Origin of the sequence: Arcobacter defluvii, from assembly GCF_013201725.1 — a bacterium.
In the GTDB taxonomy this organism is placed as follows: Bacteria; Campylobacterota; Campylobacteria; order Campylobacterales; family Arcobacteraceae; genus Aliarcobacter; species Aliarcobacter defluvii.
The window spans coordinates 2,142,087-2,168,070 of the sequence record NZ_CP053835.1; the positions used below are offsets into that span (position 1 = coordinate 2,142,087).

The following is a 25,984-nucleotide window of genomic DNA, read 5'->3' on the forward strand; positions in this document are numbered from 1 at the left end:
TTTGGATTATACATAATTAAAATAGAAGATATTATTAATTATAATCTTTGCAAAAAAGGTTAGTATGTTAGACCCTGTTTTACCGATTGCAATTTATTTAGCTTTGGGATACTTATTTAAAGTATTTTTTCATGATAATTCAAAGCAATTAATTGAATTTATCATCTACTTTTCTCTTCCGTCCATTGTTTTTTCAAAAATTTATCCTTTGATTATTGATCAAAGAATCATTGGATTAATTTTAATGTTTATATGTTTCATTTTATTTAATCTTACTCTAGCATATCTAGTAGGAAAATTAATGAGATTAAATAGAACATACTTTGCTACATTTATGATTATGGCAACATTTGGAAATACTTCATTTATAGGGTTTTCATATATAGATGCTTTTTATGGGCAAGATTTCATTGTGTATGGTTTGATATATGATATTTTTGGTTCATTTTTACTTTTAGTTTCAGTTGGTATGTTTATAATTACTTGGGGAAATGGTAAAAAAAATAGTGTAAAATCTATTTCAAAATCTATTTTTTTATTCCCACCTCAAATTATGTTTTTTGTTACATTAATTGCAAAGAATTTTGAAATACCAAACTTCATATTGTTAACTACTCAAACACTTGGTTCAACATTAGTGCCACTTGCTATGATTGCTATTGGTATGAAGTTAGAATTGAAAAATATTTTTGCAAGATTACATATTGTTTCTGTTGCAATGATTTTAAAAATGATTGTTGTACCAATAATAATTTTAATTGGATTCAAATACTTCTATGGAATAGATCAAACTTGGGTAAAAGTAACTATTATCGAAGTTGCAATGCCTCCAATGACTATGGCAACAGTTTTAGCTATAAAAGGTGGTTTAGATGAAAAAATCGCAATCAATTCTCTTGTATTAGGAGTTTTATTAAGTCTATTTACAATAACGATGTATACCACATATTTAGCGTAATTTTTACGCTAAATTTATACTAAAATATCTCCTACTTCAAGTCTTTGACCCCTTATAAAATCAACTGAACTAATAGCTTTTTTTGAAGGAGCTTGTAATGTTTTTATTTTTAGACTTCCTTTTTTACATCCAATAACGATAAAATCTTTAGAGATTTCTAAAATCTCTCCCTCTTTATTTATTGATTCTTCTTCACATAATTCAATATCTTTTAATTTTAACTCTGACTCTAAAAAAACTCCTGGCCAATAAGAGTAAGCTTTATATTTCAAATACAATTTTTTTGCATTTAAGAAATTTACTAAACCATCATCTTTTTTAATTTTTTTGCAAAAACTAACTTCTGATTCATTTTGTTTAAGGGGTTTAATATTTTCAAAATTATCTAAAGTAGTTATTGTTAAATTTGCTGCAATAATTGACAATTTTTCAAAGGCTTCAGATACTTCCATAGTTGAATTGATTTTTAGATATTGTAAACCTAAAATATCTCCACTATCAAGACCTTCTTCCATAAGCATAGATGTAACACCTGTAAAATAATCATCATTTAATAATGATTCTTGAATAGGACTTGCACCTCTATATTTTGGTAAAAGTGAAGCATGAAGATTTATGCAAGGAGCAATATCTAAAATCTCTTTTGGTAGAATCTGTCCATAAGCAGCAACTATTATAAAATCTGGTTTTAATTCTTCTATTTGTTTTTTAGCTTCTTCATTCCCTCTCAATTTAATAGGTTGAAAAATTGAAATATCTAAATTTTCATCTAAACAATATTGTTTTATATGAGGAGGAGTTAAAATCTGTTTTCGCCCAACTGGTTTATCAGGCTGAGTAAATAAAGCAACTACATCATATTTACTATTTATCAACTCTTTAAAAATTGTTGTTGCATAATCAGGAGTTCCCATAAATAGAATTTTTTTACTCAATATTTATCCTTTTATTTTTTTGATTGAAAAATTGTTCCATTTTTATGATTTCCTTCAACTAAAAAATCATAAGCATTTGTTAGATTAAATCCAGAAGATAAATACATAGGAATGTTATTTTGCATTAAAAAATCTGCTGCTTTAAGTTTTGTTACTATTCCACCTGTTGCAAATTGTGAATTTGCACTAGGTTTTTTTTCAAGTTCCTCACAAGATATAAAAGAAATGTTTTTTTGTAATTTTGCATCTTCATATTCTCTTGGATTTTTGTCATAATATCCATCAATATCTGTTAAAATTGCCAACATATCTGCTTTAAAATAATAAGTTACAAAAGCTGCTAATTGATCATTATCTCCAATTAATTCATCTGTTGAGATAATATCATTTTCATTGATAATAGGAAGTACTTTGTTTTCTAATAAAATTTCCATTACATTTCTAGCATTTTGTAATCTTTTTCTTGAATCAAAATCATCAGCCGTAAAAAGAAGTTGAGAACACGGTATCTCATATTTTTCAAACATATTTTGATATGTTTTCATCAATTTTGGCTGACCAATTGCTGCTAGTGTTTGTTTATTAGCTAAAATTTTCTTATCAAGTTTTAGTACTGTATATCCAGCACCAACAGCACCCGATGAAACTAAAATAACTTCTAATTTTTTTTCATTTTTTAATTTAGCTATTAAATTAACTAAATTTTGGATTCTTTCTAATGCAAGTTTTTTATTATCTTCAGTTAAAACTGCAGTTCCAACTTTTATAACTAATCTTTTCATTTATCTTGTTCCAATAAATTATATAAGGCAAAACTTAATGGTTTAATATTTAATTTTGTTAAAGATGAAATTGGCAAAACAAAGTATGGCTTACTATTATCAAATCTTGAATAAATTAAATCTTGAATAAAATATGGGTAATCACCTTCAAATTTAAATTCATTTGAATTACTCTGTTCTAAACCAATTTCTTTTATAAAATTTTTAATATCGTTTTCTAAATCTTCACCAAAATATCCATCAACTTTACTTAGTACAATTGCAAAATTTCTTTTTGATAATTCTGTAGAGAACTTTGTAACTTCTTCTTTTAAAACTTTATATTGTTCAATCATTGTTCTATAATTTGCAACATCAATTACAAATAATAAAGTTTTTGTTCTTTCAATATGTTTTAAAAATTCAAGTCCTAAACCTCTTCCTTCACTAGCTCCATCTATAATTCCTGGAATATCAGCCATCACAAAAGAGTTAAAATCTCCAACATTAACAACTCCAAGTTTTGGTGTTATTGTTGTAAATTCATAATTTGCTATTTCAGGAGTTGCATTTGATGTAACAGAAATTAGAGTTGATTTCCCTACATTTGGATAACCTACTAATCCAACATCTGCAATTAGTTTTAACTCTAATCTAATGTTTTTTGTAACTCCTGGTAATCCTGGTTGGAAATATGTAGGTCTTTGATTTCTTGAATTTTTAAAGTGAACATTTCCTAATCCACCTTTCCCACCTTCAAGAAATAAAACTTTTTCTCCAGGAATTAATAAATCAAATATAATTTCATTTGTTTCATCATCAATAATTTGAGTTCCTGGAGGAACAACCAATACAAGTGTTTCTCCAGATTTTCCTGTCATATTTCCACCCATACCTTGCTTTCCATTATCAGCTTTAAAGAATTTTTTTCCTTTATAACTTGATAGAGTATCAGTATTGTTGTCAACTAAAAAGTAAACATCACCACCTTTTCCTCCATCTCCACCATCTGGTCCACCTTTAACAACAAATTTTTCTCTTCTAAACGAAGCGCACCCTTGTCCACCTTTTCCAGATGTAACGGCAAATCTAGCGCTATCTATAAACATATAACTTTCCTTTTAATAAATAATTAAAAACTAAAAGTAAAATTGTGATTTTCACTGTTAACTTTTAATTAGTTATGTTAATTTTTAAATAAAAAAAGGGTGTAGGCAAAGCCATACACCCTTTAAAGAAAATAATTTGATTCAGAATTACGATGCTGCGTAAACTGAAACTTTTTTTCTTTTTTTATCTTTAATTTCAAATTTAACAACACCGTCAATTAAAGAATAAATAGTATGATCTTTACCCATACCAACATTTTGACCTAAATGTACTTTAGTACCTCTTTGTCTAATAATGATATTTCCAGCTCTTACAACTTCACCACCAAATTTTTTAACACCAAGTCTTCTACCAGCTGAATCTCTATTATTCTGTGTACTTCCCTGACCTTTTTTGTGAGCCATGATTGTTCTCCTTAACTTTTATTATGCTTATGCAGCAATTTTTGTAATTCTAATTTTTGTGAAGCTTTTTCTAAAACCTCTTTTTAATTTTGAATCTTTTCTTCTTCTTTTTTTGTAAATGATTACTTTTCTAGCTCTATTTACACCAGTACCATCTAATACTACAACTGCTTCTACTTTTGCATTTGCAACTGCTTCACCAGTTTTTAATTCACCGTTGTTTACAGCTAAAACATCAGTAATTTCTAAAGTTTCTTTTGCAGCTTTACCAGTATAATCAACATCTAAGATATCACCCTCAGAAACTTTATACTGTTTTCCACCACACTTGATAATTGCGTACATCTTTCTTCCTCTAATTCAATTCTATATGCATAAGTCGATACTTTTTCATATTAACTCTATTTTTCGAACCGGAATAGTATCTTAATTTAGTTTAAACTTTCTTTAAGCCTAAGATTTCAATGATAATCATTTGCTAAAGCAATTGCATCTACCATTATCAAAGAATTCTTTGGTAATCCTTTTACAGAAATTGTGCTTCTTGCTGGTTTATGTTCACCAAATGCTTCAGCAAATAAAACATTAACTACTCCAAAATCATCTATATTTTCTAAATAAACTGATATTTTCACTACTTTTTCCATGCCACTATCAGCATCTTCTAAAAGTGTTCTAAGATTTGTTAATACTTGTCTTGTTTGAACTTTTATATCTCTTTCAATCATTGTACCATCTAAAGTTACTGGAACTTGAGCAGATGTATAAATCATACCATTTACCTTAACAGCAGGTGAATATGGTCCTATAGCTTGTGGTAAATTGTCACTTTCAATAAATTTCATCGGATTTTCCTTATTTTCCTTAAGAAGTTAAAATAACTTTTTGGAATTTTACAAAAAATAAACTACTAATAAAATTAATTTTAAAAATTAATTTTCATAGATTATAACTTACAAGTTTTCCTTGTTTTAATTGATAAATATTATCTTTAATTTTTCTAATCAAATTTGCTTTTTGTTTAAAATCTAGACTTTTATCATATGAAATTGCTGTTAATTTATTTGTATAAAATTTATATACCAATGTAAGAAGTTCTTGATTAAGTCTTTCATCATCATAATTTTCAAGCTTTTCATTTAAAATAATCGAATTTAAAGATGGATTTTCTATATCAGTTAAGACTAATTCAAATTCATTTTTATGAAATTCAAACATAGAAGTATCAACTATATCTAAAACTGAATCTAACCTTTTTGGTTTTTCAAGTATTGATTTTATTATACAAAGTTCAGCAATATCTATTTTTGATAAATTAACATCATTTATTCTGTGTTTATCTCCACTAATTTTTATTCTATCTTCTCTTATATTCAGTTTTTGTGCTAAATATCTTTTATATTCATCTTGATTTAATAGACTTAAACTTTTTAAATAATCATTTGCTTCATTTAATGCTTTTTGTTTTTGACTAGGTTCATTTATATCATATTTTGAAATAATATAATCTATAGCATAAGGAATAAAAGATATTGGATTTATAAAAATATTATTTAATTCTTCAATTTTTTTTCCCTTAACCATATCAGCAGGATCTTGTCCATCACTAAAAATTACAACTCCTCCTTCAAAATCACTTTGACTAAGCATTACAGATGCTTTAAAAGCTGCAGCAAGTCCAGCTTTGTCTCCATCATAAGCAAGTATTACTTTTGGCTCACCTCGTCTTAGAAGCGGTAAGTGTTCCGTTGTAAGTGCAGTTCCAAGTGTTGCAACTGCTGAATTAAATCCTGCTTGATGAAGCATAATTACATCTAAATAACCTTCACAAACAATTATTTGTTTATTTTTATAAATCTTTTCTTTTGCTAAATGATACCCATATAAAAGTCTTGATTTATTAAAAAGTTTTGTTTGTGGGGAATTTACATATTTTGCATTATGTCCTGTTATTGTTCTTCCACCAAAACCTACAAGTTTGCCATTTATGGAATATATTGGAAAAGTTATTCTTTCTATAAATCTTGAATAAAGTCCATTTGTTCCTGTATCTATTATTCCTAAATCAATTGCTTCAGTTAAATTAAAATGATTTGATTTTAAAAAATTTATTGTATCAATAGAAACTGGAGCATAACCAATTTCAAATTTTTCTATTGAAAAATCAGAAATTCCTCTATCTTTTATGTACTCTTTTGCTACAGAATTATTTACAAAAAGTTTTTGATAAAATTTATTAACTTCTTCTAATACTTTAATATCTTGTTGTTTTTCATTATTATTGTCATACTCCAAATTAAAATTATACATTGAAGCTAATTTTTCTATTGTTTCAGGATATGATAATTTTTCATATTCCATAACAAATTTTATAGAGTCTCCACCTGCCCCACATCCAAAACAATGATATATTTGTTTAGCTGGGCTAACCACAAAAGATGGAGTTGTTTCACCATGAAAAGGGCAACATGCTTTGAAATTTGCTCCAGATTTTTTTAATTCTATAAATTGTGAAACCACATCAACTACATCAAGATGGTTTTTTAAGTTTTCAATCGATTCTTTTTTTATCATAAATTGGATTATACTCTTTTATTATTTTATATGAACTTTTATGTTAATATGCACTACTTTTAAGATAGATAACAAAGGTTTTTTTTGGATAATATAGTTTTAGAATATAGGGATCCTCTATTTGGAATAATACTTATTGTTGCTCTAATTTTTGTAATTTCATTTATTACATATTCTTATGGTATTTATAAAGAAAGAAATGCAAGAAAAGATTATAGAAAACTTTCATTAAGATTTGAACTTGGAAAATTAAAAGAAGAAGATTACGTTCATTTATATAAAACTTATAATCTTCCTTTTGATTCTATATTACTTTTAGCTTCAACTTTTTTACATAAAGGTGATTATAATAAAGCTATATCTGTTTATTTAACACTTCTTGAACATGTTAATGAAAGAGTAAAAAAAGAAGAATTATTAGAACTTTTAGGAACAACATATTTTAAAGGTGGATTTTTACAAAGATCAAAAGAGATATTTTTAAGAATATTAAAATTTTCTCCTCATAATAAAAATGCATTAACTTATCTATTATTGATAAATGAAAAATTAAAAGATTTTAAAAAAGCAAAAGAAATTACATCTTCATTAGAAGAATTAGATGCAAATATGGAAACTGACAAAATTTATCTAGATTCACTAATAATTTTAAATGATTCAATTTTATCGTTTGAAAGAAGGACAGAACTTTTATATGAAATTTTTAAAGAAAATAAAATTATTGAAAGAATTTTTATTAATTTTTTAATTCAATTTAATAAACAATTTTTTTGGGAACATATAAAAGAATTTGACTGTTCAAAATTTATTGATGTTATGTGGTATTTAAACTTTGATGACATTAATTTTGAAAAAGTTTTAGAAAATAAATTTTTAGTTGAACTTTACAATGCAAAAGGTTACTTAAACACAATAAAACACAGTGATGATTTCGATTTAGATATTTTAATTCTAATAAATCAACATGAACATAAAATCAAAGCTTCTTTAGATTTTGAATTTATTTGTAGTTCTTGTAAACACTCTCATCCTGTATTTGACACAAGATGTCCTCATTGTCATAATATTTTAACATTTAATGTAAAACATCATTTAACTAAATCGTTTTATGAATCTTATCAATCTTTACAATAATGTAAAAATAAAAAAATAACTAGATATAACATAATAAAATATGTGATATACTTCCAAAGAAATTAAAAAAAAGGAAATAAATGAGTGATTATTCTAAGTTAGAAAAGTGTTTGGATTATCAGTTTAAAAATAAAAATCTGATAATCGAAGCACTTACACATAAAAGTTATAAAAAACCTTATAATAATGAACGTTTAGAGTTTTTAGGTGATGCAGTTTTAAATCTAATTGTTGGAGAATATTTATATTTAAAATTCCCAAAATCAAATGAAGGTGAACTCTCTAAAATTAGAGCTAGTTTAGTAAATGAAACAGGTTTTACAAGACTTGCAAATGAGATAAAATTAGGCGATTATATTTTTATTTCTACAGCGGAAGAAAGAAATAAAGGAAGAACTAAAGCTTCTATTTTATCAGATGCTTTTGAAGCAATTATGGGTGCTGTTTACTTAGAATCAGGACTTGACGTTTTAAAACCTATTATTTTAAAATTACTTGAAAAATCTTATGTCAAAATAAATCTTGATGTATTATTTAGTGATTATAAAACAGCTCTTCAAGAGATAACTCAAGCAAAATTTGCATCAATTCCTGAATATAAAATAGAAGGTTCATATGGACCAGACCATAAAAAAGAGTTTGAAGTATCAATTTGGATTGATGGAGTAAATTATGGTTATGCTAGTGGTAAAAGTAAAAAACTAGCTCAACAAGCAGCTGCTAAAATTGCAATTGAAAAACTAAAAGGAGAATAACCAATATGAATACATTTGGTCATAGATTTAGGTTTACAACTTTTGGTGAATCTCATGGGAAAGCTCTTGGATGCATAGTTGATGGCGTTCCAGCTGGAATTAAAATAGATGAAGAATTTATCCAAAGTGAAATGAATAGAAGAAAGCCTGGTCAAAATAAATTTGCAACTGCGAGAAAAGAAGGTGATGTTGTAGAAATTTTAAGTGGAGTTTTTGAAGGAATAACTACTGGAACTCCTATTTCTATGGTAATTTTCAATGAAAATCAAAAAAGTAGTGATTATTCAAATGTAAAAGATTTATTCCGTCCAGGACATGCAGATTTTACATATTTTAATAAATATGGAACAAGAGATTATAGAGGTGGAGGAAGAAGTAGTGCTAGAGAAACAGCTGCTAGAGTAGCTGCTGGTGCTATTGCAAAACTTTTATTAAAAGAGTTAAATATAGATATCAAAAGTGGAATTTGTGAAATAGATGGTATTCAAGCTTCAACTTTTGATTTTGAAAATGTTTCTAATTCTGAAATATTTGCCTTAGATAAAAATGTTGAAGAAGCACAAAAAAATGCTATTTTAGAAGCTAAAAATTCACATAATAGTGTTGGAGGAGTTGCACTTATAAATGTATCAAATGCTCCTATTGGTCTTGGTGAACCACTTTATTTTAAGCTTGATTCTCAAATAGCAAATGCAATGATGGGAATAAATGCTGTAAAAGCTGTTGAAATTGGAGATGGAGCATTATCTTCAAGAGTAAAAGGTTATGATAATAATGACCAAATACGAAAATCTGGATTTAAAACAAATCATAGTGGTGGAATTCTTGGTGGTATTTCAAATGGTGATGATATAAATGTAAAAGTTTATTTCAAAGCAACTCCATCAATTTTTATAGAACAAGAAACTATTGATATAAATAATAATGAAGTAGAATGCAAACTAAAAGGAAGGCATGACCCTTGTGTTGCTGTACGTGGAAGTGTTGTTGCTGAGTCAATGATGGCTTTAGTTCTTGCTGATATGGTATTACTTAATATGTCATCAAAAATGGAAAATGTTAAAAAAGTCTATAATAACTAATTTTTCTTTTTTGCTTATTCTTTCTTTTGATTTATTAGCAAATGATGCAAATAAATTTGTTCAAGCTTATCCAGATTATATAAAAGAGTATTCAAACAATTATTTAATCTGGAATGATAATGAAAAAATGATTTTTGATGACAAAATTGAAAATAAAACTTTTAAAGAAACACTAAAAAATGCTTCATTAAAAAATCAACTAGATATTCCATATATAAAAGTTTCAGAAAATAAAAACTACATTCCATCTAAAAATGAAGATTCTGGAAGAATAAGACATGAACCATTCTTTAAAAAAATGTACGGACATAATGAAAAAGAAGTAAAACAAAATCTTGTAAAAATTGTATGGCTTCCTAATAGTGCAAAAAAAAATATTTGGGTTAGTAAAATAAATAATATAGATAAAAAATTAGAAGCTATTTCAAATGAAATTGAAAAACTTCCCAAAAATATTAAAATTTTTGCACAGCATCCAAGTGGAGTATTTAATTGGAGAAAAATAAGTAATACAAATAGACTGAGTGTTCACAGTTTTGGTATTGCAATTGATTTAAATGTAAAAGATTCGCATTATTGGTTATGGGACAAAGAAAAAGATAATTTTACTTACAAAAATAAAATTCCTTTACAGATAGTAGAAATTTTTGAAAAATATGGATTTATTTGGGGAGGTAGATGGTATCACTATGATACTATGCATTTTGAATATCGTCCTGAACTTCTCAATTAAAGAAGCATTTAACTTTTTTTAAATATAATACAAATATAAAGCAACTCTTTGGTCAAGGGTTGCTTTTTTTATTTATCTTCTTTTTAATTCAGCTTTTAACTCTTCAAGTCTTGCTATTCTATCTTCAGTTGTTGGATGTGTTCTAAATAAATTTGCAATATTTGATTTTAATCCTGAAAATGGATTTATAATAAACATATGAGCTGTTTGCTCTGTTGCATTATGAATTTGATGTCCACTTCTTGCATAATTCTCAAGTTTTGATAAAGCACTTTGTAAACCAGCTGGGTTTCCTGTAAGTCTAGCAGCTCCTTCATCAGCCATAAATTCCCTACTTCTACTAACTGTCATTTGAATAATTGAAGCAGCAATAGGAAGTAAAATAGCCATAGCTATCATCATAATGGGATTTGAATTTTGTCTATCACTATTATTTCCAAACATTGCACCAAATTGCATCATATTTGCAATCATTGCAATGGCTCCTGAAAAAACAGCTGCAATTGTACCAATTAAAATATCATAATGTTTTATATGAGATAACTCGTGTGCAATAACACCTTCAAGTTCTTCTTCATTTAACATCTCATATAATCCCATTGTAACAGCAACAGCTGCGTGCTCATAATTTCTTCCTGTTGCAAATGCATTTGGTGTATGATCAGGTATCAAATATACCTTTGGCATAGGGAGTCCAGCTTTTTGTGTTAATTTTTGTGTAATTCTATAAACTGGATGCCGAACATCATCTAAAGGTGTAGCATCATAATGTTTTAACACTTGTTGATCTGAATAGTAATAAGCATAAAAATTCATACCACCAGCAATCAAAAATGCTATTAACATACCATTTGTTCCACCAAATGAATAACCTATAAATACGAATAATACCGTTAGAAATGTAAGTAAAAAAACTGTTTTTATTTGTTCCATAGTATCCTCCTTAATTTTCAACATTTTAACAAATATTAGTTAATAAAAATTAAACTAAATATTATTTAAAATTGACTCTTTTTTATAAGGAACCTTCGCACTAGGAGTTACTTTTGAAGTAGTTTCAAGATGTACATCTTGGTCATCAAAAAAAATATCAGCTCCAAAAGCTTTGACAACTTCATATTTATCAACTCCACCTAAAAAAAATGCTTCATCAAGTCTTACTCCCCATTGAGAAAGAGTTCGTATAACTCTTTCATGTGCAGGTGAATTTCTTGCTGTTATTAAAGCTGTTCTTATTGGTGTTTGTTCTTCTGAATATTTTGCTTGTATGTTTGAAATAACTCTTAATAATTGAGCAAAAGGTCCTGTTTTCATAGGATTTGAAGCATTTTGTTTTTCATATTCTAAAAATGCGTTTAATCCTTGTGTTTTGTAAATAACTTCTGATTCTTCTGAAAATAAAACTGCATCTCCATCAAAAGCTATTTTTACTTGATTTGAAAATTCATCTTCCTCATTTTCATAAGGTAATATTCTAGCTGCTGCTATTCCTTCATTTATTGCATCTTGAACATCTTGTTCATTTGCAGATAAAAATAAATCAACTTTAAATGGTTTTAAATATTTTGAAATATCACTTCCTCCACTCCAAGCTGATCTTGCAATATCAAGTTTATATTTTTCTATTGATTTAGTAATTCTTAAACTTGTTGCTGAATTATTTCTTGACATAATAATAACTTCAACTTGTTTATCATTTGGAAAATCATTATTTATTCTTAGTAAATTTTTTACAAGTCTAAAACCTGTCCCTTTTTTAAGTTGTATATCTTCATTTTCAATTTGATATTTATAATATTCATCAAGACCTTTTTCTTCGAATATTTTATTTTCATCTTCTAAATTAAATAAAGCCCTTGAGGAAATTGCAATAACTAATTTTTTATTTAAATCATATCCCAAAATAGTATCCTTATATTTTTTTTATTATACAAATTTTATAGAAAAAAAAGCATAAATCATTTAAAATCAAAGATAATTTTTAAGTAAGAGAGAATATGAAAAAACTTTACATTATAAGACATACAAAAAAAGAAAATGAAGATTTAAACCAAGATGATTATGATAGAGAATTGTCAGAAGAAGGGATTGAAGAAGCAAAAAAAATAGCTATAAAGTTTGCAAAAAAAAAGCCTAATATTGATTTAATAGTTTCAAGTCCAGCAAAAAGAACTAGACAAACAGCAGAAATATTTGCAGAAATATTAAATTATAATAAAAGTATTATGCTAAATGAAGTTTTATATATGGCATTTGTAAATGAATTACTTGAAACAATATCTTATACCTATGATACTGTTGATTCTATGATAATAGTAGGACATAATCCATCATTAACAGCTCTTGCTATAACTTTAGTTGGTTTTAAAGAGAAATTTGAAATGGGAGCAATTATGGAAATAGAATTTGATTGTAATAGTTGGATTGATATTTCTAAAGAAAACGCAAAACTGATAAATTATACTTTATCAAATTAAATAAGAAAAGTTAAAAACTTTTTCTTATTTATTCCAAATTTTTATTCAAAAGAACAACTGAAGCTAACTTTGTAAGTTCTTTTAATGTTTCTTTATTTAATTCTTGTTCTCCAACAACTGATGAAAATATCTCTGTAAAATTTTCCCTTGCCCAAGATCTAAGTTCAATTGCTGTCATAAATTTCTTTGTTGATAAAACTTTACCTTTGCTATTTGTAATAGTAACTTTTGCACTATCATTATTTTCAAAATTACCTTTTATTCCATCATTATTTGATATTTGATAACTTACTTTTGCCTGATATAATTTACCTTTTACAATAGAACCATCATCAATAACTTTCCTTGGGAAACCTGTTTCTTTAAAAAAACCATCCCATTGATCAGCAAATAAAGTAGAAAAACTAAATACCATAAAAATAAAAAATAAACTTTTTTTCATTTATTAACCTTTTTATTTACCTAAACAAAATTCACCAAACATAACATCTAACATTTCATCATTTTCATAAGGTCTAGTAATTGATGAAATATTTCCTAAGGCTTCTGTTATAAAGTGAGCAAAAAATTCTAATTCTCCACTTACTAAAGGTTCTTTAGCAAGATTGATATTATACAATGTATCTTCAACTGATGTAACTTGTCTTTTTGAGATTAAAGTCATTTCATCACTATGTGTATTTGAATCTAAAAAATTCTCAACTTTTTTTATAAGTGGATTTATATCTTCTTTTGTTGAAAGTTCAATAAAATCCATAAGATTTGACTTATCAAATTTATTTTCTAAATCAGATTTATTTAAAACTTTTATTATCTCTTTATTTAAATTTTCATTTATTAATTCTAATATTTTTTTATCTTCATCATCACAAATTTTACTATTATCAAATAAAGCTATTACAATATCTGCTTCATTTATTGTTTGAATTGATTTTTCAATTCCAATCTTTTCAATTATATCACTCGCTGTTCTAATACCAGCTGTGTCAACTATTTTGATAATATGTGTACCAATTCTTACTGATTCTTCTATTGTGTCTCTTGTTGTTCCTGCAATATCACTAATAATAGCTCTATCATAGTTTAAAAGTTTATTTAAAAGTGAAGATTTCCCAACATTTGGTTTTCCAATAATTGCTACTTTAAACCCTTCAATCATTCCTTCTCGTCTACGACTAGCTTCCAAGGTATTTGATAGTTTTAAAATAATTTTTTGAATTTTATTCTCTATTTGATCAAAAATATCAGAAGGTAAATCCTCTTCTGCATAATCAATAGATACTTCTGTATAAGCTAACATAAAAAGTAAATCTTCTCTAATTTCATTTACAAAATTTGTTAACTCCCCTTTTAATTGCCGAGCAAGTAATTTAACAGCATCCGCACTTCTTGCTTCTATGATTTTTGATATTGCTTCTGCTTTAGTTAAATCTATTTTATTATTAAAAAATGCTCTTTTTGAAAATTCACCTGGATTTGCTAATCTTGCACCATATTTTAAAACTTCATCAACAATTATATTTGCAATTGCCACACCACCGTGACATTGGAACTCAACAACATCTTCTCCAGTAAAAGAAAATGGTGCTTTAAAATATAAAACTATTGCTTCATCAATAGTTTCATTATTTTCATCATAAATATATGAAAGTGTTGCAAGTCTTGGTTGAAAAGTATTTTTCTTAGAAATTTTTTTAGCTATTTCAAGAGCATTTACTCCTGAAATTCTAACTATTGAAATAGAACCTATTCCATTTGCTGTTGCAATTGCAACAATTGTAGCATCATCGAACAAGACTATATTTCTCTTGCTCTGTACTCATTTACAAGTACGTATTTGTCACCTCGGACATTTGTTTTTACTGCAACATATTTATCAGGGAATTCGTCTCTTAATCTTTTTAAAGCAATATGAACTAAAATACCATCAAGTGGTTTTGTTTTAAATGTGCCTTTTTCTTTGATTATTTCAATAATTGGTTCTAAATAAGCATGAATTGCTTCTTCTTGATTTTTCAAAAATTGTGCAACTTCTAATCTTAACATTAAACCATATTTCTCATTTATCCAATTAAATAAAATGTATGATAAAGCTTTATACCTATAACCTTCTTTACCAATTAATAAAGCTGAATCTTCACCTAAGAATTCTATATATAAAGTTTCATCATCATAAAACTCTACATTTATTTCTTCAATTTGATAACATGTATTATCAAATAAAAGATTTATTCCTTCTCTTACTTCTTGTAGAATTTTATCTCTATCTTTTTTAATTACAATTTTTGAAATTTCTGATTGTGAAGACTCTTCATTATAAAAATTATCAAATATTTTATCTTTTGCACCAGCTGTTGGAACTTTAGATAAAACTTCTTTCTTCCCATAATTATTGATTTTTTCTTCTTCAAATTTATTTGAATATTCAATTCTTTCAGAAACTTCTTCGATTCTTACATCTTTGTTTTTAAAAGTTTTTGTTTCTTGAACATACCTTTTACAATTATCTTTAAAACATACTTCAATAATTGCATTTTTCTTTCCAAAACCAAGAAAACCTTTACTTGGTTGTTGGATAACTTCAATCTCTAATTCTGTTATAGAACATTTAAATTCTGCTGTGGCTAATTCATAAACTTTTTCTAAACAATTTGCTTCAAACTTTTTCATGAGTTTTCCTATGCTTTTTCTGCTCTTTTTCTTTCAAATACTTTATTAATGTAGTATTGTTGACCAATTGTAAATAAATTATTTATAAACCAATATAACGTTAGACCTGCTGGGAACCATAAAAAGAAGAATGTGAAAACAACTGGTAAAAACTGGAATATTTTCTTTTGCATTTCATCTTGCATAGTATTAGGTGTAATTTTTTGTTGTAAATACATTGTTGCACCCATTAAAATAGGTAAAACAAAATAAGGATCCATTTCAGCTAAATCATGTACCCATAAAATCCAAGGTGCACCTTTTAATTCAATAGCATTTAATAAAACTCTATAGATAGCAAAAAATACTGGAATTTGTAAAATTAATGGTAAACATCCACCCATTGGATTTGCACCATGTTTTTTATAAAGTTCCATCATATGCATAGATTGTTTTTGTTTATCATCTTTATATCTAGCTTGAATTTCTTTCATTTTTGGAGCTAAATCTTTTAATTTTTGCATAGAAACCATACCTTTATATGATAAAGGATATAAAACTAATTTAATTAAAATTGTAAGAATAACAATTGTCCAACCCCAGTTACCAATATAACCTTGAATGAATTGTAATAATAAAAACATTGGTTTTGCTATAAACGTAAACCAACCATAATCAATAACATCTATTAACTCAGGATTTAAAGCTTCTAAATCTCTATGATTTTTTGGTCCAATATATCCTGAAAAAGAGATACTATTTCCACCATGTATAAAACCTTGTGGATTAGATGAAGAATCAGGCATAACTGTAACATTTAATGATTTTTCAAAATTATAAATTACTGTTGCATAATATCTATCAAAATTAGATATAAACTTAGCTCCAACTATATTTTCATTTTTATCTAAATCACCATCTTCTATCGTTTTTAAAGTATTATCATTTAACTTACTAATAAATCCATGAACAGCATACATATCAGCTAATACATTTGGTCTAAATCCATTTGAGATAAAAAATTGTTTATCATTTGTAGTACTAACTGTTAAATCGTAATGACCATCTGGATATATAGTAAACTTTTTTGTTAAAATAGAATTTGTTAAGTTTTGAGTTAAAATTAATTCTTGAACTTGTGTTGTTGCATCAACATTTGATGAACTTGCAATTACATTAACTTTAAATGCTTCTGTATTTAAATTTGCATCTGCAAATCTAACTTCTAAAGGTCTTAATTGATTTGATTCCAATAACTTTATTTGATTCGTATTTTCATCTTTATATTTTTTTTCAAGTAAAGTAACTTGTGCAACTCTTCCTAATGTATCAATTTCAATAACATTTTTAGCTGTTTTTATAACAGAAACAATTTGAGAACTAGCTATTGCTTTTGAAGATAGTGCATCAGCTGATTTTGACATATCAACTGGATTACCATTCACATCTGTTGATAACGTTTGAGTTGCAACTGTATTAACATCAGGTGCAGCATTTTGTTTTTGTGATAATTCTTCTTTTGCTTTTTGAGCTCTTGCTTCTTGCTGTGGCTTTAAAACTAAAAATTCATAAGCTATAAAAAATACAAAAACTACCAATGTCATGATTAACATTCGTTTTTGCATACCGTTATTTTGATTCATGTTGTTCATTCTTCTTTTTCCACTCCCGATTCTTTACTACTAAATACTTCCCATTTTTTAATGGAACATACCAATATATTATTTTGATTTTTTTATAATTGATATTTTGATTTGCTTTCAACTTTATAATTGGATAATCAAATCCACCATCGAAAAGTTGATTACACTTTAATATGCGCAATATTGTAAAATAAATCGCCTTAAAAAAAGTATTATTGTCCAATTGCCACAATGCATATTGGGAACAAGTGGGATAATATCTGCATGATCCAAAAGATAAAACTGTTAAATATTTCTGATAAAATCTTATCAAATATTTAAAAATAAGCTTCATTTTAAAACTTCTAATCTTTTTAAAGCAAAATCAAAATCTTTTTTCAATTCTAAAAAATTTTTATCATGTAAGGCTATTTTTGCAACAAATATATAATTACCAATTACTAATTGTTTTTCATAAGAAGCAAATAAAGCACGCATTCTTCGTCTTGCTTTATTTCTATTTACTGCATTTCCAACTTTTTTTGAAGTAACAAAAGCAGCTTTTAATGTAGGGTTAGAACTAAAAAAAGCGACAAAGCTGGTAGTATGCCATCTTTTGCCGCTTTTATATAGTCTATTAAAGTCTTTTGGACTATTAAGTCTGTGGTCTTTGCTTAAACAGCTAATCTTTTTCTACCTTTAGCTCTTCTTGCATTAATTACTTTTCTACCATTTTTAGTAGCCATTCTTACTCTGAACCCGTGAGTTCTTTTTCTTGGAGTATTATGTGGTTGATACGTTCTTTTCATCTTAGATTTCCTCTATATTCACTAAATAAGTTGTGGATTATAGTTAAGTTTTACTTAAATATTCTTTAGGCAATGTTTACTAAAACTTCATCATCTTTCACATCAAACTCAACACTACTTCCTTCACCTATTTTATCTTCTAGAATTAAATCAGCAAGTTTGTCTTCTACAATCTCATAAATAGCTCGTTTTAATGGTCTTGCTCCATATACCGGGTCAAATCCAATTTTTGCAATATACTCTTTTGCATTTTGTGTTAAAGAAATTTTTATATCTTTTTCTTCAACTTTTTTCTTAATATTATTAAATAAGATATCAACAATATTTGTAATAGCACTTAGATTTAATTGTTCAAAAATAACAATATCATCAAGTCTATTTAAAAATTCAGGTCTAAAATGAGATTTTAACTCATCTAAAACTGCTTTTCTTCTTTCTTCTTTATCACTAATCTCAATTATTCTTGCACTTCCTATATTTGAAGTTAAAATAATAATTGTATTTTTAAAATCAACTGTAACACCTTTATTATCAGTTAATCTTCCATCATCTAATACTTGTAATAAAATATTAAATACATCAGGATGTGCTTTTTCTACCTCATCAAATAAAATAACACTATAAGGTTTTCTTCTTACTGCTTCTGTTAATTGACCACCTTCTTCATATCCAACATATCCAGGTGCTGCTCCAACAAGTCTTGAAACTGCATGTTTTTCCATATATTCACTCATATCAAATCTAATAAGTGATTTTGGGTCATCAAATAAAAACTTAGCTAAAGTTTTTGCACTTTCAGTTTTACCAACTCCTGTTGGTCCAAGAAATAAAAAACTTCCTATTGGTCTTGAAGTTTCACTTAATCCTGCTTTATTTCTTTTAATTGCTCGACTTATTGCTTTTATTGCTTCATCTTGTCCAATAACATCTTGTTTTAAAACTTCTTCAACTTTTAAAACTTTTTGTTTTTCACTATCCATCATTTTATTTACAGGAATTCCAGTCCATCTTGAAACAATACTTGCTATTGCTTCTTCATCAACTGAATTTCTAAGAAGTGTTCCTTCTTTTTGCATTCTGTCCCATTTTTCAGCATTTTCTTTAATTTTTGCTTCAAGTGCAGGTATTTCTCCATATTCTATTCTTGCTGCTTCATCAAATTTTGATTCACGTTTTGCGATATTTGCTTTTGTTTTTAGCTCTTCTATTTTTGTTTTTAATTCACTTGTTGCATTAAAAGTTTGTTTTTCATTTTCAAATTGTGCTTCTAAACTTTGTTTTTCTTCATTTTTATTAGCTAACTCTTTTTCAATTTGTTCAATTCTTTCTTCATTCTTTTTATTTTTTTCCATTTTAAGAGCTTCTTTTTCAACATTTAATGTTTGAATCTCTCTTTTTATATGAGATAGTGCTGTTGGTTCACTCTCTATTTGCATTTTAAGTTCAGCTGCTGCTTCATCAATTAAATCTATTGCTTTATCTGGTAAAAATCTATCTGTAATATATCTATTTGAAAGTTTTGCCGCTGCAACTAATGCACTATCATTTATAGTTACATTATGATGAGTTTCAAGTTTTTCTTTTATACCTCTTAAAATTTGTAAAGCTTCATTTACTGTTGGTTCATCAACTTTAACTGGTTGGAACCTTCTTTGCATTGCTGCATCTTTTTCAAAATATTTTCTATACTCTTTTAGTGTTGTTGCACCTATAGTATGTAATTCACCTCTTGCAAGACTAGGTTTTAAAATATTTGCTGCATCCATACTTCCTTCACTAGCACCTGCACCAATGATTGTATGAATTTCATCAATAAATAAAATTATATTTCCAGCTTTTTTTACTTCATCAACAACTGATTTTAATCTATCTTCAAACTCTCCTCTATATTTAGCACCAGCAATTAGTGCACTCATATCAAGACTTACAACTCTTTTATTTAGTAAACTTGTTGGAACATCTTTATTTACAATCCTTTGAGCTAATCCTTCAGCAATCGCTGTTTTACCAGTTCCAGGTTCTCCTAACAAAATCGGATTATTTTTTGTTTTTCTTATTAAAATTTGCATCATTCTGTTGATTTGTTCGTCTCTTCCAATTACAGGATCAAGTTCACCATCAATAGCTTTTTTATTTAAATCTATTCCATATTTATTTAAAGCTTCTAAATTATCATCAGCACTATTACTTTCAATTGTTTTTCCAGCACGCATTGCTTCAAGTTCTTTTTTTGCTTCTCTTAAATCTATGTATTTTCCTAAAATCTCTTTCATTATTGGTAAATCAAAATTTGATATAAGCCAAGTATCAATAGCTATAAATTTATCACCATTACTTGCCATTTGACCTTCTGCTTTTTGTAAACTTGAAAGTAAATTTCTAGATAATTTTATATTCTCTTTTGTTACACTGCTTACACTTGGAAGTTTTTGCGCATTTGATTTTGCTTCAAGTTCAATTGCTGCTTTATTAACATTCATTTTATTTAATAATTGATTTAATACAGAATTTGTGTTTGTCAATAAAGCCCAAAGTAGATGAACAACTTCTACTTCTTGATTTTTATTATGTAATGCAAGGGCAACACTTGAATCTATCGTTTCTTGCATTTGATTCGTCATTTTTTCAAAAATATTATTACTCATTTAGCACTCCTTAAGTTTAACTGCTAATAAAATTATACAACTTTAGTCTTTCTTTGTCAAGTTATATATGAAAATCCAAATTATATTTTTCATTTATTGGAATTTCTAAGATAACCATACAACCTTTATATACTTCATCATTCTTTATAAAATCCATATTCTTAATATCTATTCCTCCTTTCATATGCTCAACAATAATTTGATGAGACATATATAATCCTATTCCAGTTCCTTGAGATTTGTGTTTTGTAGTAAAATAAGGTTCAAAAACTTTTGATATCACTTCATCTTCTAGTCCACCACCATTATCAGATATTTCTACAAAACATTTTTTATTTTTTATATAAGTATTTATATCAATAAATCTTTTATTTTTATCTTGATTTAATAAAGCATCTTTTGAATTATTTAAAATATTTATTATTACTTGTAAAAATTCATTTGGATAACCATTTATTATTAAATTTTCAATATTTTTTGTTTCAATTTTTATATTATGATTTTCAATACTCGATTTCAAAAGGTTTAATACTTTATTAATACTTTTATTTACACAATAATTTTCAATATTTTTATCAGCTTTAAAAAAATTTCTAAAATCATCTATCGTTTTAGAAAGATACTGTGTATTATCAACTATTAAATTCAAAGATTCCACCAATCTTTCATCACTAATAGTTTTATTGAACTCTTTTTCAAATTTGATTCCACTTGCACAAGTACTTATCAAACTTAAAGGTTGTCGCCATTGATGAGCAATATTTTCTATCATTTCACCCATTGCAGCCATTTTTGATTGTTGAGAAAGTAATTTGTCTTTATCTTTTAACTCTGTAATATCTATCAAAGTTGATAGTTTAACAACTCTACCATTTAATTTTAAAAATTTTCCTTGTCCTAGACAAGTAAATTTTTGATTATTTATAACTATTTCAAATTCATATGGTAAAGTATTTTTTACATAATTTTTTATTAATAATTCTTTATAATTTTCATCAACAAACTCTAAAAGATTTTTACCTAATAATTCATCTTTATTATTTAATTGTAAAAATTTAATTGCCACATTATTTGCATCTACACAAATTCCTTTATCATGAATTATCATAATTTCCATAGTTGAATTAAATAAAGATTTAAAACTATCTAACGAAGCTTCTAAAGACTCTTCTCTTTTATCAATCTCTATTTTCATTTTATTAAAACTATTTAATAATAAATTAAATTCATTGTAATATGAATCTTTGATATTAATATCATAATTTCCATTTGAAATATTTGTTGTAGTTTTTTGTAATTCATCAAAAGAGTTAAAAATTCTTTTTGAAATTTTTAATGATAAACTAATAGCTAATAAAATGAATATCAACATACTCAAAAACATTACCAAAACAATGCCAGATAAAGACTTCAATATCAAATCATAACTCTCACTTACAACTATTTTCCAATCTGTTTTTTCTATAGTTGTATATGTTCCATATAAATTTTCATTATTAAGACTACTATTAAATATTGTAAAATAATATGATGGCAATTTATCTATTAATTTTGTAAATACTTCTTTTGTTTTTTCATTAAATCTTTGTAACACTAAATCTGGGTTATTCGGATTTAAAACTAAAATTCCATTTTCATCAAATATTTTTACCATATGAGTATCATTTTGATTTTTAAATCTTGAAATAAATTCAGAAATTTCTTTTAATCTTATCATCAATACAACAACTTTATTATCAAATTTAAAACTATAAGAAATTGCTGGTTCTTCATCAACTGTTGATAAAAAAACATTAGACCAATAATCACTTTTTCCTTTTTTCAAGCCAAGAAAGTAGTTCTGTTTTGAATAATCAAATCCTTTATAAATATTTAAATTCGTTGTTGCATAAAAATCTTTAATTACACCACTATCATCTAAAACTAAAATACTTGAAATATTTGTATTTGTTTCAACTATATTTTTTAAAAGACTGTTATTATCTTTATAATTGTTTTTTATATACAATGATATATTATAAATTTGAGTTAAAAATTTTTTTACTTCTGATTCAATTTGAAATAAAATCTGTTTTTGATTATGTTCTATTATCGTAAGTTTTGAAAAATAAAAATTTATTATTGAAAGTAAACTAATAGCAATAGTTATAAAAATAGAAAAAGATATTAAAATATTTTGAATATGCTTTTTTAAGCTTATCTCTTTTTTCATTTTATTTTTTCAAACTTTCCATTAATTATTTTATAAGTATTAAATTCTCTTACAACATCACCAAATTCATCAAAAGTTATAGTATTTTGAAGTCCATTAAACTCTTTTTTTAATAAAATATTTTTTTTAAGTTCTGTTTCATTTCCCATTTTTAGAAGTTCAATAATTATTTTGGCTAATTCATATCCCTTAACCGCGTACATCGAAGGAAAAGTTTTATATTTATTCTCAAAATTATTAACAAATTTTACGAACTCATCTTTTTTTGAGTTTTCATCATAATCGATATTAAAAATTATTCCTTCACTATATTTACCACTATTTTCTATAAATGTAGAAGTCATTGCCCATTCAGATGAAGCAATTTGAGTAAAAATTCCATTTATTCTTAAATATTGTACTACTCTTGCTGCATCTACTGAATTTGCACAAATAAGTAATAAATCTGGATTTTTTTCTTTTATATCTTTTAATAAAAAATCTAAATTTCCTATCTTTGAATACTGTATAAACTTCTTTCCTCCATGAAGTAAAAAACTTTTTTCAAAATTTTCTAAATAATCTTTTGTATATGTTACATTTTCAGGATCATAAATTCCATAAATTTTTTTAAAACCTGAATCTTTTATATATGTTGCAAAACTTGAAAATCTTTGTTCATTATTTGCTACATGAACTCTAAAAAACTGGTCATCAATTCCTGAAAATTCATTACTTGCTGAAGCTGCTGAAATCATAAACATATCTTTATGTTCATTGATTATTGACATTGAAATTTTTGTCATACTACTTGTTACATTTCCTATGACTATTTTTATTCCTTGATTTATAAAATCATTTACGATTTTTTTATTTACTTCTATATCTTTTTTATCATCTTTAAAAATAAGTTCTATTTCTTTTCCATTTATTTTGTAATTTTCTTCTTCAAAAGCTAAAATAATTCCATTCATCATTGCATTTCCTAAAACAGAATATTTTGCAGTTAGAGCTCCTACAAATCCAATTTTTATCACATCTTCTTTTTTATAAAAATAACTATATGATATCGTTATTATAAAAAGGAATAAAGTAAATATGATTAGAAAATAACTTTTTTTCATCTTATTTCCAGATAATATAATATTAAAAAACATTATATAGTTTTTTCTTATAGAATGTTATAATAAATCAAATTTAATAAGGATTTTTAATATGTTATGTGGCATTGATGAAGCAGGACGCGGACCAATTGCGGGTCCTTTAGTAGTTGCAGGTGCAATACTTCTTGAAAATATTGAAGGATTAAATGATTCAAAAGTTTTAACTGAAAAAAAAAGAGAAAAACTTTTTGAAGAAATAATTGAAAAATCAAAATATCATATAGTCTTTAGTGATGCTAAAATGATTGATGAAAAAGGAATTAGTTATTGTTTAAAAAATTCAATTCTTGAAATTATGGAAAAATTAAAAGAATTTAGCAATGAATTTTTAATGGATGGAAATACTTCTTTTGGAATTACAACTTTACAACACAAAATAAAAGCTGATGCAACAATAAAAGAAGTAAGTGCAGCTTCAATTTTAGCAAAAGTAAGCCGAGATAGATTTATGGATGATATTTCATCACTCTATCCAAATTATGATTTTCATAAACATAAAGGTTATGGAACAAAAGCTCATATTGAAGCAATTAAAAAATTTGGAAAAAGCGATATTCATAGAATCAGTTTTAAACTAAAAGCTTTAGGTGAAGTTGAAATAGGTATTCAAAAAAGTCTATTTTAGACTATTTTGAAACTTCTCCTATATGTTTTTCAACTGATTCTATTTTTGTTTTAAGTCTATTTTCATGACCTTTTCTAATATCAAATTTAAGTGTTGCATATACTCTATTACAACCTAATTCTTCCAATTTTGAATAACATTTTTCTACTAATTCTAAAGCCTCTTTTAAAGTATTTGTTTCAATAATAGTTGCCATAGCTGTTAACTGATAATTTGCTCCACTATCTCTTACTATTCTTATTACTTCAGCAACTTCTTTACTTTTACTTTCACTTTTATCTGTAGGGAACATAGACATTTCCATTAAAATACTCATTTTAATTACCTTTGATTTTTTATTTTATCTTACATAAAAAAGATAAAAAGCTTAATAAATAAACAAATAATAATTTTTTATTATCTATTTTTTAATCATAATTAAAAATAATTTTGATAACATATATTATAATTAAAAAAATAAGGATTGAAATGCAGTTAGACGTATCTGAAGAAGTTATATTATCTCAATTAGGTTATTCAAAAAGTGAAGCTTCATTGAAACAAGCTGAAAAAATGATTGAATCTACAACAAATTTTGACAAGTTTGCAAAACATATTTTAACATTAAATGATCATTTAAAAAAAATGAACGCTTATGTTGGATTATCAAATAAAACAAATTATTTAAAAATTAAATGTGATGAAAATGACTCTGAAGAGATTTTACAAGAGTTTCATGATGAAGTTTCACATTGGGCTAATAAATACAATGTAAAACTTCAAAGATTAGATAATAAACCTATATACTATATTTTAGGAACTATCTAAAATATTTTTTTATAACTATGACAATAAGGCATCTTTTGATGTCTTTCATAGTAATTTTGATGATATTCTTCTGCTTCATAAAAAGTTGTATAAGGATAAACAGAAGTAGCTACTTTAAACCCTTTATTTTCTAGTTCACAAATTAAATTTTCACTAATATCTTTTTGTTTCTCATCTAAATAAAAAATTGCTGATAAATATTGACTTCCAATATCTGGACCTTGTCCATTAGTTTGAGTAAAATCATGTATTTCAAAAAACAACTTAGCTAATTCCTCAAAACTTACAATTGTTTCATCATAAGTTATTTCTACTGCTTCTAAATGTCCTGAAAAACCACTACAAACTATTTCATAAGTTGGATTAGGAATACTTCCACCCATATAACCAGAAATTGCACTAATTACACCCTTTAATTTTTCAAAATGATACTCTACTCCCCAAAAACAACCTGCTGCGAAATATGCTTTATTTATCATATTAACTCCTATTTTTATATTTTATTCTAACAAAACTTTTTTTAGTTTATTCTATTGACTTGCGTTATTTA

29 protein-coding genes are annotated in these 25,984 nt (G+C 26.0%); 8 read left to right on the plus strand and 21 right to left on the minus strand.

Translation table 11 applies throughout. The features are described from left to right. Positions 1-64 precede the first annotated feature (64 nt). Entirely contained in the window at positions 65-958 is an 894-nt protein-coding gene (locus ADFLV_RS10700) for an AEC family transporter (protein ID WP_041654850.1), read from the plus strand. A gap of 14 nt (positions 959-972) precedes the next feature. Here ADFLV_RS10700 and fmt read toward each other — a convergent pair whose 3' ends face one another. The 7 genes from fmt to dnaG all read right to left on the minus strand — a co-directional run bounded on the left by fmt (position 973) and on the right by dnaG (position 6,742). Beyond that, positions 973-1,893, minus strand: a complete 921-nt coding sequence (gene fmt / locus ADFLV_RS10705) for a methionyl-tRNA formyltransferase (RefSeq protein ID WP_129011200.1) — start codon at positions 1,891-1,893, stop codon at positions 973-975. Positions 1,894-1,904: 11 nt separating this feature from the next. Next, positions 1,905-2,675, minus strand: coding sequence for a glutamate 5-kinase (gene proB / locus ADFLV_RS10710; RefSeq protein WP_129011201.1), 771 nt, complete (start codon positions 2,673-2,675; stop codon positions 1,905-1,907). Next, the gene (obgE, locus tag ADFLV_RS10715; RefSeq protein ID WP_014474791.1) at positions 2,672-3,763 is read right to left on the minus strand and encodes a GTPase ObgE; all 1,092 of its coding nucleotides are present in this window, start codon (positions 3,761-3,763) and stop codon (positions 2,672-2,674) included. Before obgE ends, proB begins: the two co-directional genes overlap by 4 nt. Before the next feature lie 147 nt (positions 3,764-3,910). Continuing rightward, a complete protein-coding gene (gene rpmA, locus ADFLV_RS10720) occupies positions 3,911-4,168 on the minus strand; it encodes a 50S ribosomal protein L27 (protein WP_014474792.1) in 258 nt (85 codons plus the stop codon). A gap of 27 nt (positions 4,169-4,195) precedes the next feature. After that, positions 4,196-4,513, minus strand: coding sequence for a 50S ribosomal protein L21 (gene rplU, locus ADFLV_RS10725; RefSeq protein ID WP_014474793.1), 318 nt, complete (start codon positions 4,511-4,513; stop codon positions 4,196-4,198). 116 nt (positions 4,514-4,629) lie between these two features. Further along, complete coding sequence (locus ADFLV_RS10730) at positions 4,630-5,013, minus strand: Rid family detoxifying hydrolase (protein ID WP_014474794.1); 384 nt, start codon at positions 5,011-5,013, stop codon at positions 4,630-4,632. A 94-nt stretch (positions 5,014-5,107) separates the two neighbouring features. Then, a complete protein-coding gene (gene dnaG, locus ADFLV_RS10735) occupies positions 5,108-6,742 on the minus strand; it encodes a DNA primase (protein ID WP_129011202.1) in 1,635 nt (544 codons plus the stop codon). Between the two features lie 84 nt (positions 6,743-6,826). Between dnaG and ADFLV_RS10740 the strand changes: the two genes are divergently transcribed. The 4 genes from ADFLV_RS10740 (at position 6,827) to ADFLV_RS10755 (ending at position 10,446) form a co-directional block, all read left to right on the plus strand. Next, positions 6,827-7,876, plus strand: coding sequence for a tetratricopeptide repeat protein (locus ADFLV_RS10740; RefSeq protein ID WP_014474796.1), 1,050 nt, complete (start codon positions 6,827-6,829; stop codon positions 7,874-7,876). Between the two features lie 80 nt (positions 7,877-7,956). Beyond that, on the plus strand, positions 7,957-8,631 hold the full coding sequence (gene rnc, locus ADFLV_RS10745) for a ribonuclease III (protein WP_014474797.1): 675 nt from the start codon (positions 7,957-7,959) through the stop codon (positions 8,629-8,631). A gap of 5 nt (positions 8,632-8,636) precedes the next feature. Next, on the plus strand, positions 8,637-9,713 hold the full coding sequence (aroC, locus tag ADFLV_RS10750) for a chorismate synthase (RefSeq protein WP_014474798.1): 1,077 nt from the start codon (positions 8,637-8,639) through the stop codon (positions 9,711-9,713). Further along, positions 9,688-10,446: a M15 family metallopeptidase gene (locus tag ADFLV_RS10755; RefSeq protein WP_129011203.1), complete on the plus strand. Its 759-nt coding sequence runs from the start codon at positions 9,688-9,690 to the stop codon at positions 10,444-10,446. The genes aroC and ADFLV_RS10755 overlap by 26 nt, the downstream gene beginning before the upstream one ends. A 72-nt stretch (positions 10,447-10,518) precedes the next feature. Here the strand turns inward: ADFLV_RS10755 and htpX are convergent, their stop codons facing one another. Together htpX and ADFLV_RS10765 are read right to left on the minus strand one after the other, a co-directional pair. Next, positions 10,519-11,379 carry a zinc metalloprotease HtpX gene (htpX, locus tag ADFLV_RS10760; RefSeq protein ID WP_014474800.1) on the minus strand — a complete coding sequence of 287 codons (861 nt, stop codon included), beginning with the start codon at positions 11,377-11,379 and terminating at the stop codon, positions 10,519-10,521. Positions 11,380-11,433: 54 nt separating this feature from the next. Then, a complete protein-coding gene (locus ADFLV_RS10765; protein ID WP_014474801.1) occupies positions 11,434-12,348 on the minus strand; it encodes a 5'-nucleotidase in 915 nt (304 codons plus the stop codon). A gap of 95 nt (positions 12,349-12,443) precedes the next feature. Here ADFLV_RS10765 and ADFLV_RS10770 point away from each other — a divergent pair, with 95 nt between their 5' ends. Next, the gene (locus tag ADFLV_RS10770; RefSeq protein WP_129011204.1) at positions 12,444-12,923 is read left to right on the plus strand and encodes a SixA phosphatase family protein; all 480 of its coding nucleotides are present in this window, start codon (positions 12,444-12,446) and stop codon (positions 12,921-12,923) included. A 28-nt stretch (positions 12,924-12,951) separates the two neighbouring features. On the opposite strand, the gene ADFLV_RS10775 is transcribed toward ADFLV_RS10770, so the two are convergent. The 10 genes from ADFLV_RS10775 to ADFLV_RS10820 form a co-directional block, all read right to left on the minus strand. Beyond that, the gene (locus ADFLV_RS10775; RefSeq protein ID WP_014474803.1) at positions 12,952-13,365 is read right to left on the minus strand and encodes a hypothetical protein; all 414 of its coding nucleotides are present in this window, start codon (positions 13,363-13,365) and stop codon (positions 12,952-12,954) included. Between the two features lie 12 nt (positions 13,366-13,377). Next, positions 13,378-14,718 carry a tRNA uridine-5-carboxymethylaminomethyl(34) synthesis GTPase MnmE gene (mnmE, locus tag ADFLV_RS10780; protein WP_129011205.1) on the minus strand — a complete coding sequence of 447 codons (1,341 nt, stop codon included), beginning with the start codon at positions 14,716-14,718 and terminating at the stop codon, positions 13,378-13,380. A gap of 2 nt (positions 14,719-14,720) precedes the next feature. Then, positions 14,721-15,593 carry a Jag N-terminal domain-containing protein gene (locus ADFLV_RS10785; protein ID WP_014474805.1) on the minus strand — a complete coding sequence of 291 codons (873 nt, stop codon included), beginning with the start codon at positions 15,591-15,593 and terminating at the stop codon, positions 14,721-14,723. A gap of 8 nt (positions 15,594-15,601) precedes the next feature. Continuing rightward, entirely contained in the window at positions 15,602-17,224 is a 1,623-nt protein-coding gene (yidC, locus tag ADFLV_RS10790; protein ID WP_129011206.1) for a membrane protein insertase YidC, read from the minus strand. Next, complete coding sequence (gene yidD / locus ADFLV_RS10795) at positions 17,202-17,549, minus strand: membrane protein insertion efficiency factor YidD (RefSeq protein ID WP_041654855.1); 348 nt, start codon at positions 17,547-17,549, stop codon at positions 17,202-17,204. The genes yidC and yidD overlap by 23 nt, the downstream gene beginning before the upstream one ends. Then, a complete protein-coding gene (gene rnpA, locus ADFLV_RS10800; protein ID WP_041654857.1) occupies positions 17,546-17,881 on the minus strand; it encodes a ribonuclease P protein component in 336 nt (111 codons plus the stop codon). Before rnpA ends, yidD begins: the two co-directional genes overlap by 4 nt. Further along, complete coding sequence (gene rpmH, locus ADFLV_RS10805; RefSeq protein ID WP_014474809.1) at positions 17,869-18,003, minus strand: 50S ribosomal protein L34; 135 nt, start codon at positions 18,001-18,003, stop codon at positions 17,869-17,871. Before rpmH ends, rnpA begins: the two co-directional genes overlap by 13 nt. 65 nt (positions 18,004-18,068) lie before the next feature. Beyond that, the gene (locus ADFLV_RS10810; protein WP_014474810.1) at positions 18,069-20,648 is read right to left on the minus strand and encodes an ATP-dependent Clp protease ATP-binding subunit; all 2,580 of its coding nucleotides are present in this window, start codon (positions 20,646-20,648) and stop codon (positions 18,069-18,071) included. Between the two features lie 61 nt (positions 20,649-20,709). Continuing rightward, a complete protein-coding gene (locus ADFLV_RS10815) occupies positions 20,710-22,860 on the minus strand; it encodes a PAS domain-containing sensor histidine kinase (protein WP_129011207.1) in 2,151 nt (716 codons plus the stop codon). After that, positions 22,857-23,963, minus strand: a complete 1,107-nt coding sequence (locus ADFLV_RS10820) for an ABC transporter substrate-binding protein (protein ID WP_164968506.1) — start codon at positions 23,961-23,963, stop codon at positions 22,857-22,859. Before ADFLV_RS10820 ends, ADFLV_RS10815 begins: the two co-directional genes overlap by 4 nt. A gap of 91 nt (positions 23,964-24,054) precedes the next feature. Here ADFLV_RS10820 and rnhB point away from each other — a divergent pair, with 91 nt between their 5' ends. After that, a complete protein-coding gene (gene rnhB / locus ADFLV_RS10825) occupies positions 24,055-24,627 on the plus strand; it encodes a ribonuclease HII (protein WP_014474813.1) in 573 nt (190 codons plus the stop codon). Between the two features lies 1 nt (position 24,628). Here rnhB and ADFLV_RS10830 read toward each other — a convergent pair whose 3' ends face one another. Beyond that, on the minus strand, positions 24,629-24,943 hold the full coding sequence (locus ADFLV_RS10830) for an MTH1187 family thiamine-binding protein (protein WP_014474814.1): 315 nt from the start codon (positions 24,941-24,943) through the stop codon (positions 24,629-24,631). A gap of 152 nt (positions 24,944-25,095) precedes the next feature. Between ADFLV_RS10830 and ADFLV_RS10835 the strand changes: the two genes are divergently transcribed. Further along, positions 25,096-25,434: a hypothetical protein gene (locus ADFLV_RS10835; protein WP_014474815.1), complete on the plus strand. Its 339-nt coding sequence runs from the start codon at positions 25,096-25,098 to the stop codon at positions 25,432-25,434. On the opposite strand, the gene msrA is transcribed toward ADFLV_RS10835, so the two are convergent. Next, entirely contained in the window at positions 25,431-25,913 is a 483-nt protein-coding gene (gene msrA / locus ADFLV_RS10840; RefSeq protein WP_014474816.1) for a peptide-methionine (S)-S-oxide reductase MsrA, read from the minus strand. The genes ADFLV_RS10835 and msrA overlap by 4 nt on opposite strands. Between the last annotated feature and the right edge of the window lie 71 nt (positions 25,914-25,984).

Coding starts and splice junctions, on each gene's coding strand:
- ADFLV_RS10700 (WP_041654850.1), top strand. CDS start 65: ATGTTAGACCCTGTTTTACCGATTGCAATTTATTTAGCTTTGGGATAC.
- proB (WP_129011201.1), bottom strand. CDS start 2,675: ATGAAAAGATTAGTTATAAAAGTTGGAACTGCAGTTTTAACTGAAGAT.
- obgE (WP_014474791.1), bottom strand. CDS start 3,763: ATGTTTATAGATAGCGCTAGATTTGCCGTTACATCTGGAAAAGGTGGA.
- rpmA (WP_014474792.1), bottom strand. CDS start 4,168: ATGGCTCACAAAAAAGGTCAGGGAAGTACACAGAATAATAGAGATTCA.
- rplU (WP_014474793.1), bottom strand. CDS start 4,513: ATGTACGCAATTATCAAGTGTGGTGGAAAACAGTATAAAGTTTCTGAG.
- ADFLV_RS10730 (WP_014474794.1), bottom strand. CDS start 5,013: ATGAAATTTATTGAAAGTGACAATTTACCACAAGCTATAGGACCATAT.
- dnaG (WP_129011202.1), bottom strand. CDS start 6,742: ATGATAAAAAAAGAATCGATTGAAAACTTAAAAAACCATCTTGATGTA.
- rnc (WP_014474797.1), top strand. CDS start 7,957: ATGAGTGATTATTCTAAGTTAGAAAAGTGTTTGGATTATCAGTTTAAA.
- aroC (WP_014474798.1), top strand. CDS start 8,637: ATGAATACATTTGGTCATAGATTTAGGTTTACAACTTTTGGTGAATCT.
- ADFLV_RS10755 (WP_129011203.1), top strand. CDS start 9,688: ATGTTAAAAAAGTCTATAATAACTAATTTTTCTTTTTTGCTTATTCTT.
- htpX (WP_014474800.1), bottom strand. CDS start 11,379: ATGGAACAAATAAAAACAGTTTTTTTACTTACATTTCTAACGGTATTA.
- ADFLV_RS10770 (WP_129011204.1), top strand. CDS start 12,444: ATGAAAAAACTTTACATTATAAGACATACAAAAAAAGAAAATGAAGAT.
- ADFLV_RS10775 (WP_014474803.1), bottom strand. CDS start 13,365: ATGAAAAAAAGTTTATTTTTTATTTTTATGGTATTTAGTTTTTCTACT.
- ADFLV_RS10785 (WP_014474805.1), bottom strand. CDS start 15,593: ATGAAAAAGTTTGAAGCAAATTGTTTAGAAAAAGTTTATGAATTAGCC.
- yidC (WP_129011206.1), bottom strand. CDS start 17,224: ATGAACAACATGAATCAAAATAACGGTATGCAAAAACGAATGTTAATC.
- yidD (WP_041654855.1), bottom strand. CDS start 17,549: ATGAAGCTTATTTTTAAATATTTGATAAGATTTTATCAGAAATATTTA.
- rpmH (WP_014474809.1), bottom strand. CDS start 18,003: ATGAAAAGAACGTATCAACCACATAATACTCCAAGAAAAAGAACTCAC.
- ADFLV_RS10810 (WP_014474810.1), bottom strand. CDS start 20,648: ATGAGTAATAATATTTTTGAAAAAATGACGAATCAAATGCAAGAAACG.
- ADFLV_RS10815 (WP_129011207.1), bottom strand. CDS start 22,860: ATGAAAAAAGAGATAAGCTTAAAAAAGCATATTCAAAATATTTTAATA.
- ADFLV_RS10820 (WP_164968506.1), bottom strand. CDS start 23,963: ATGAAAAAAAGTTATTTTCTAATCATATTTACTTTATTCCTTTTTATA.
- rnhB (WP_014474813.1), top strand. CDS start 24,055: ATGTTATGTGGCATTGATGAAGCAGGACGCGGACCAATTGCGGGTCCT.
- ADFLV_RS10830 (WP_014474814.1), bottom strand. CDS start 24,943: ATGAGTATTTTAATGGAAATGTCTATGTTCCCTACAGATAAAAGTGAA.
- ADFLV_RS10835 (WP_014474815.1), top strand. CDS start 25,096: ATGCAGTTAGACGTATCTGAAGAAGTTATATTATCTCAATTAGGTTAT.
- msrA (WP_014474816.1), bottom strand. CDS start 25,913: ATGATAAATAAAGCATATTTCGCAGCAGGTTGTTTTTGGGGAGTAGAG.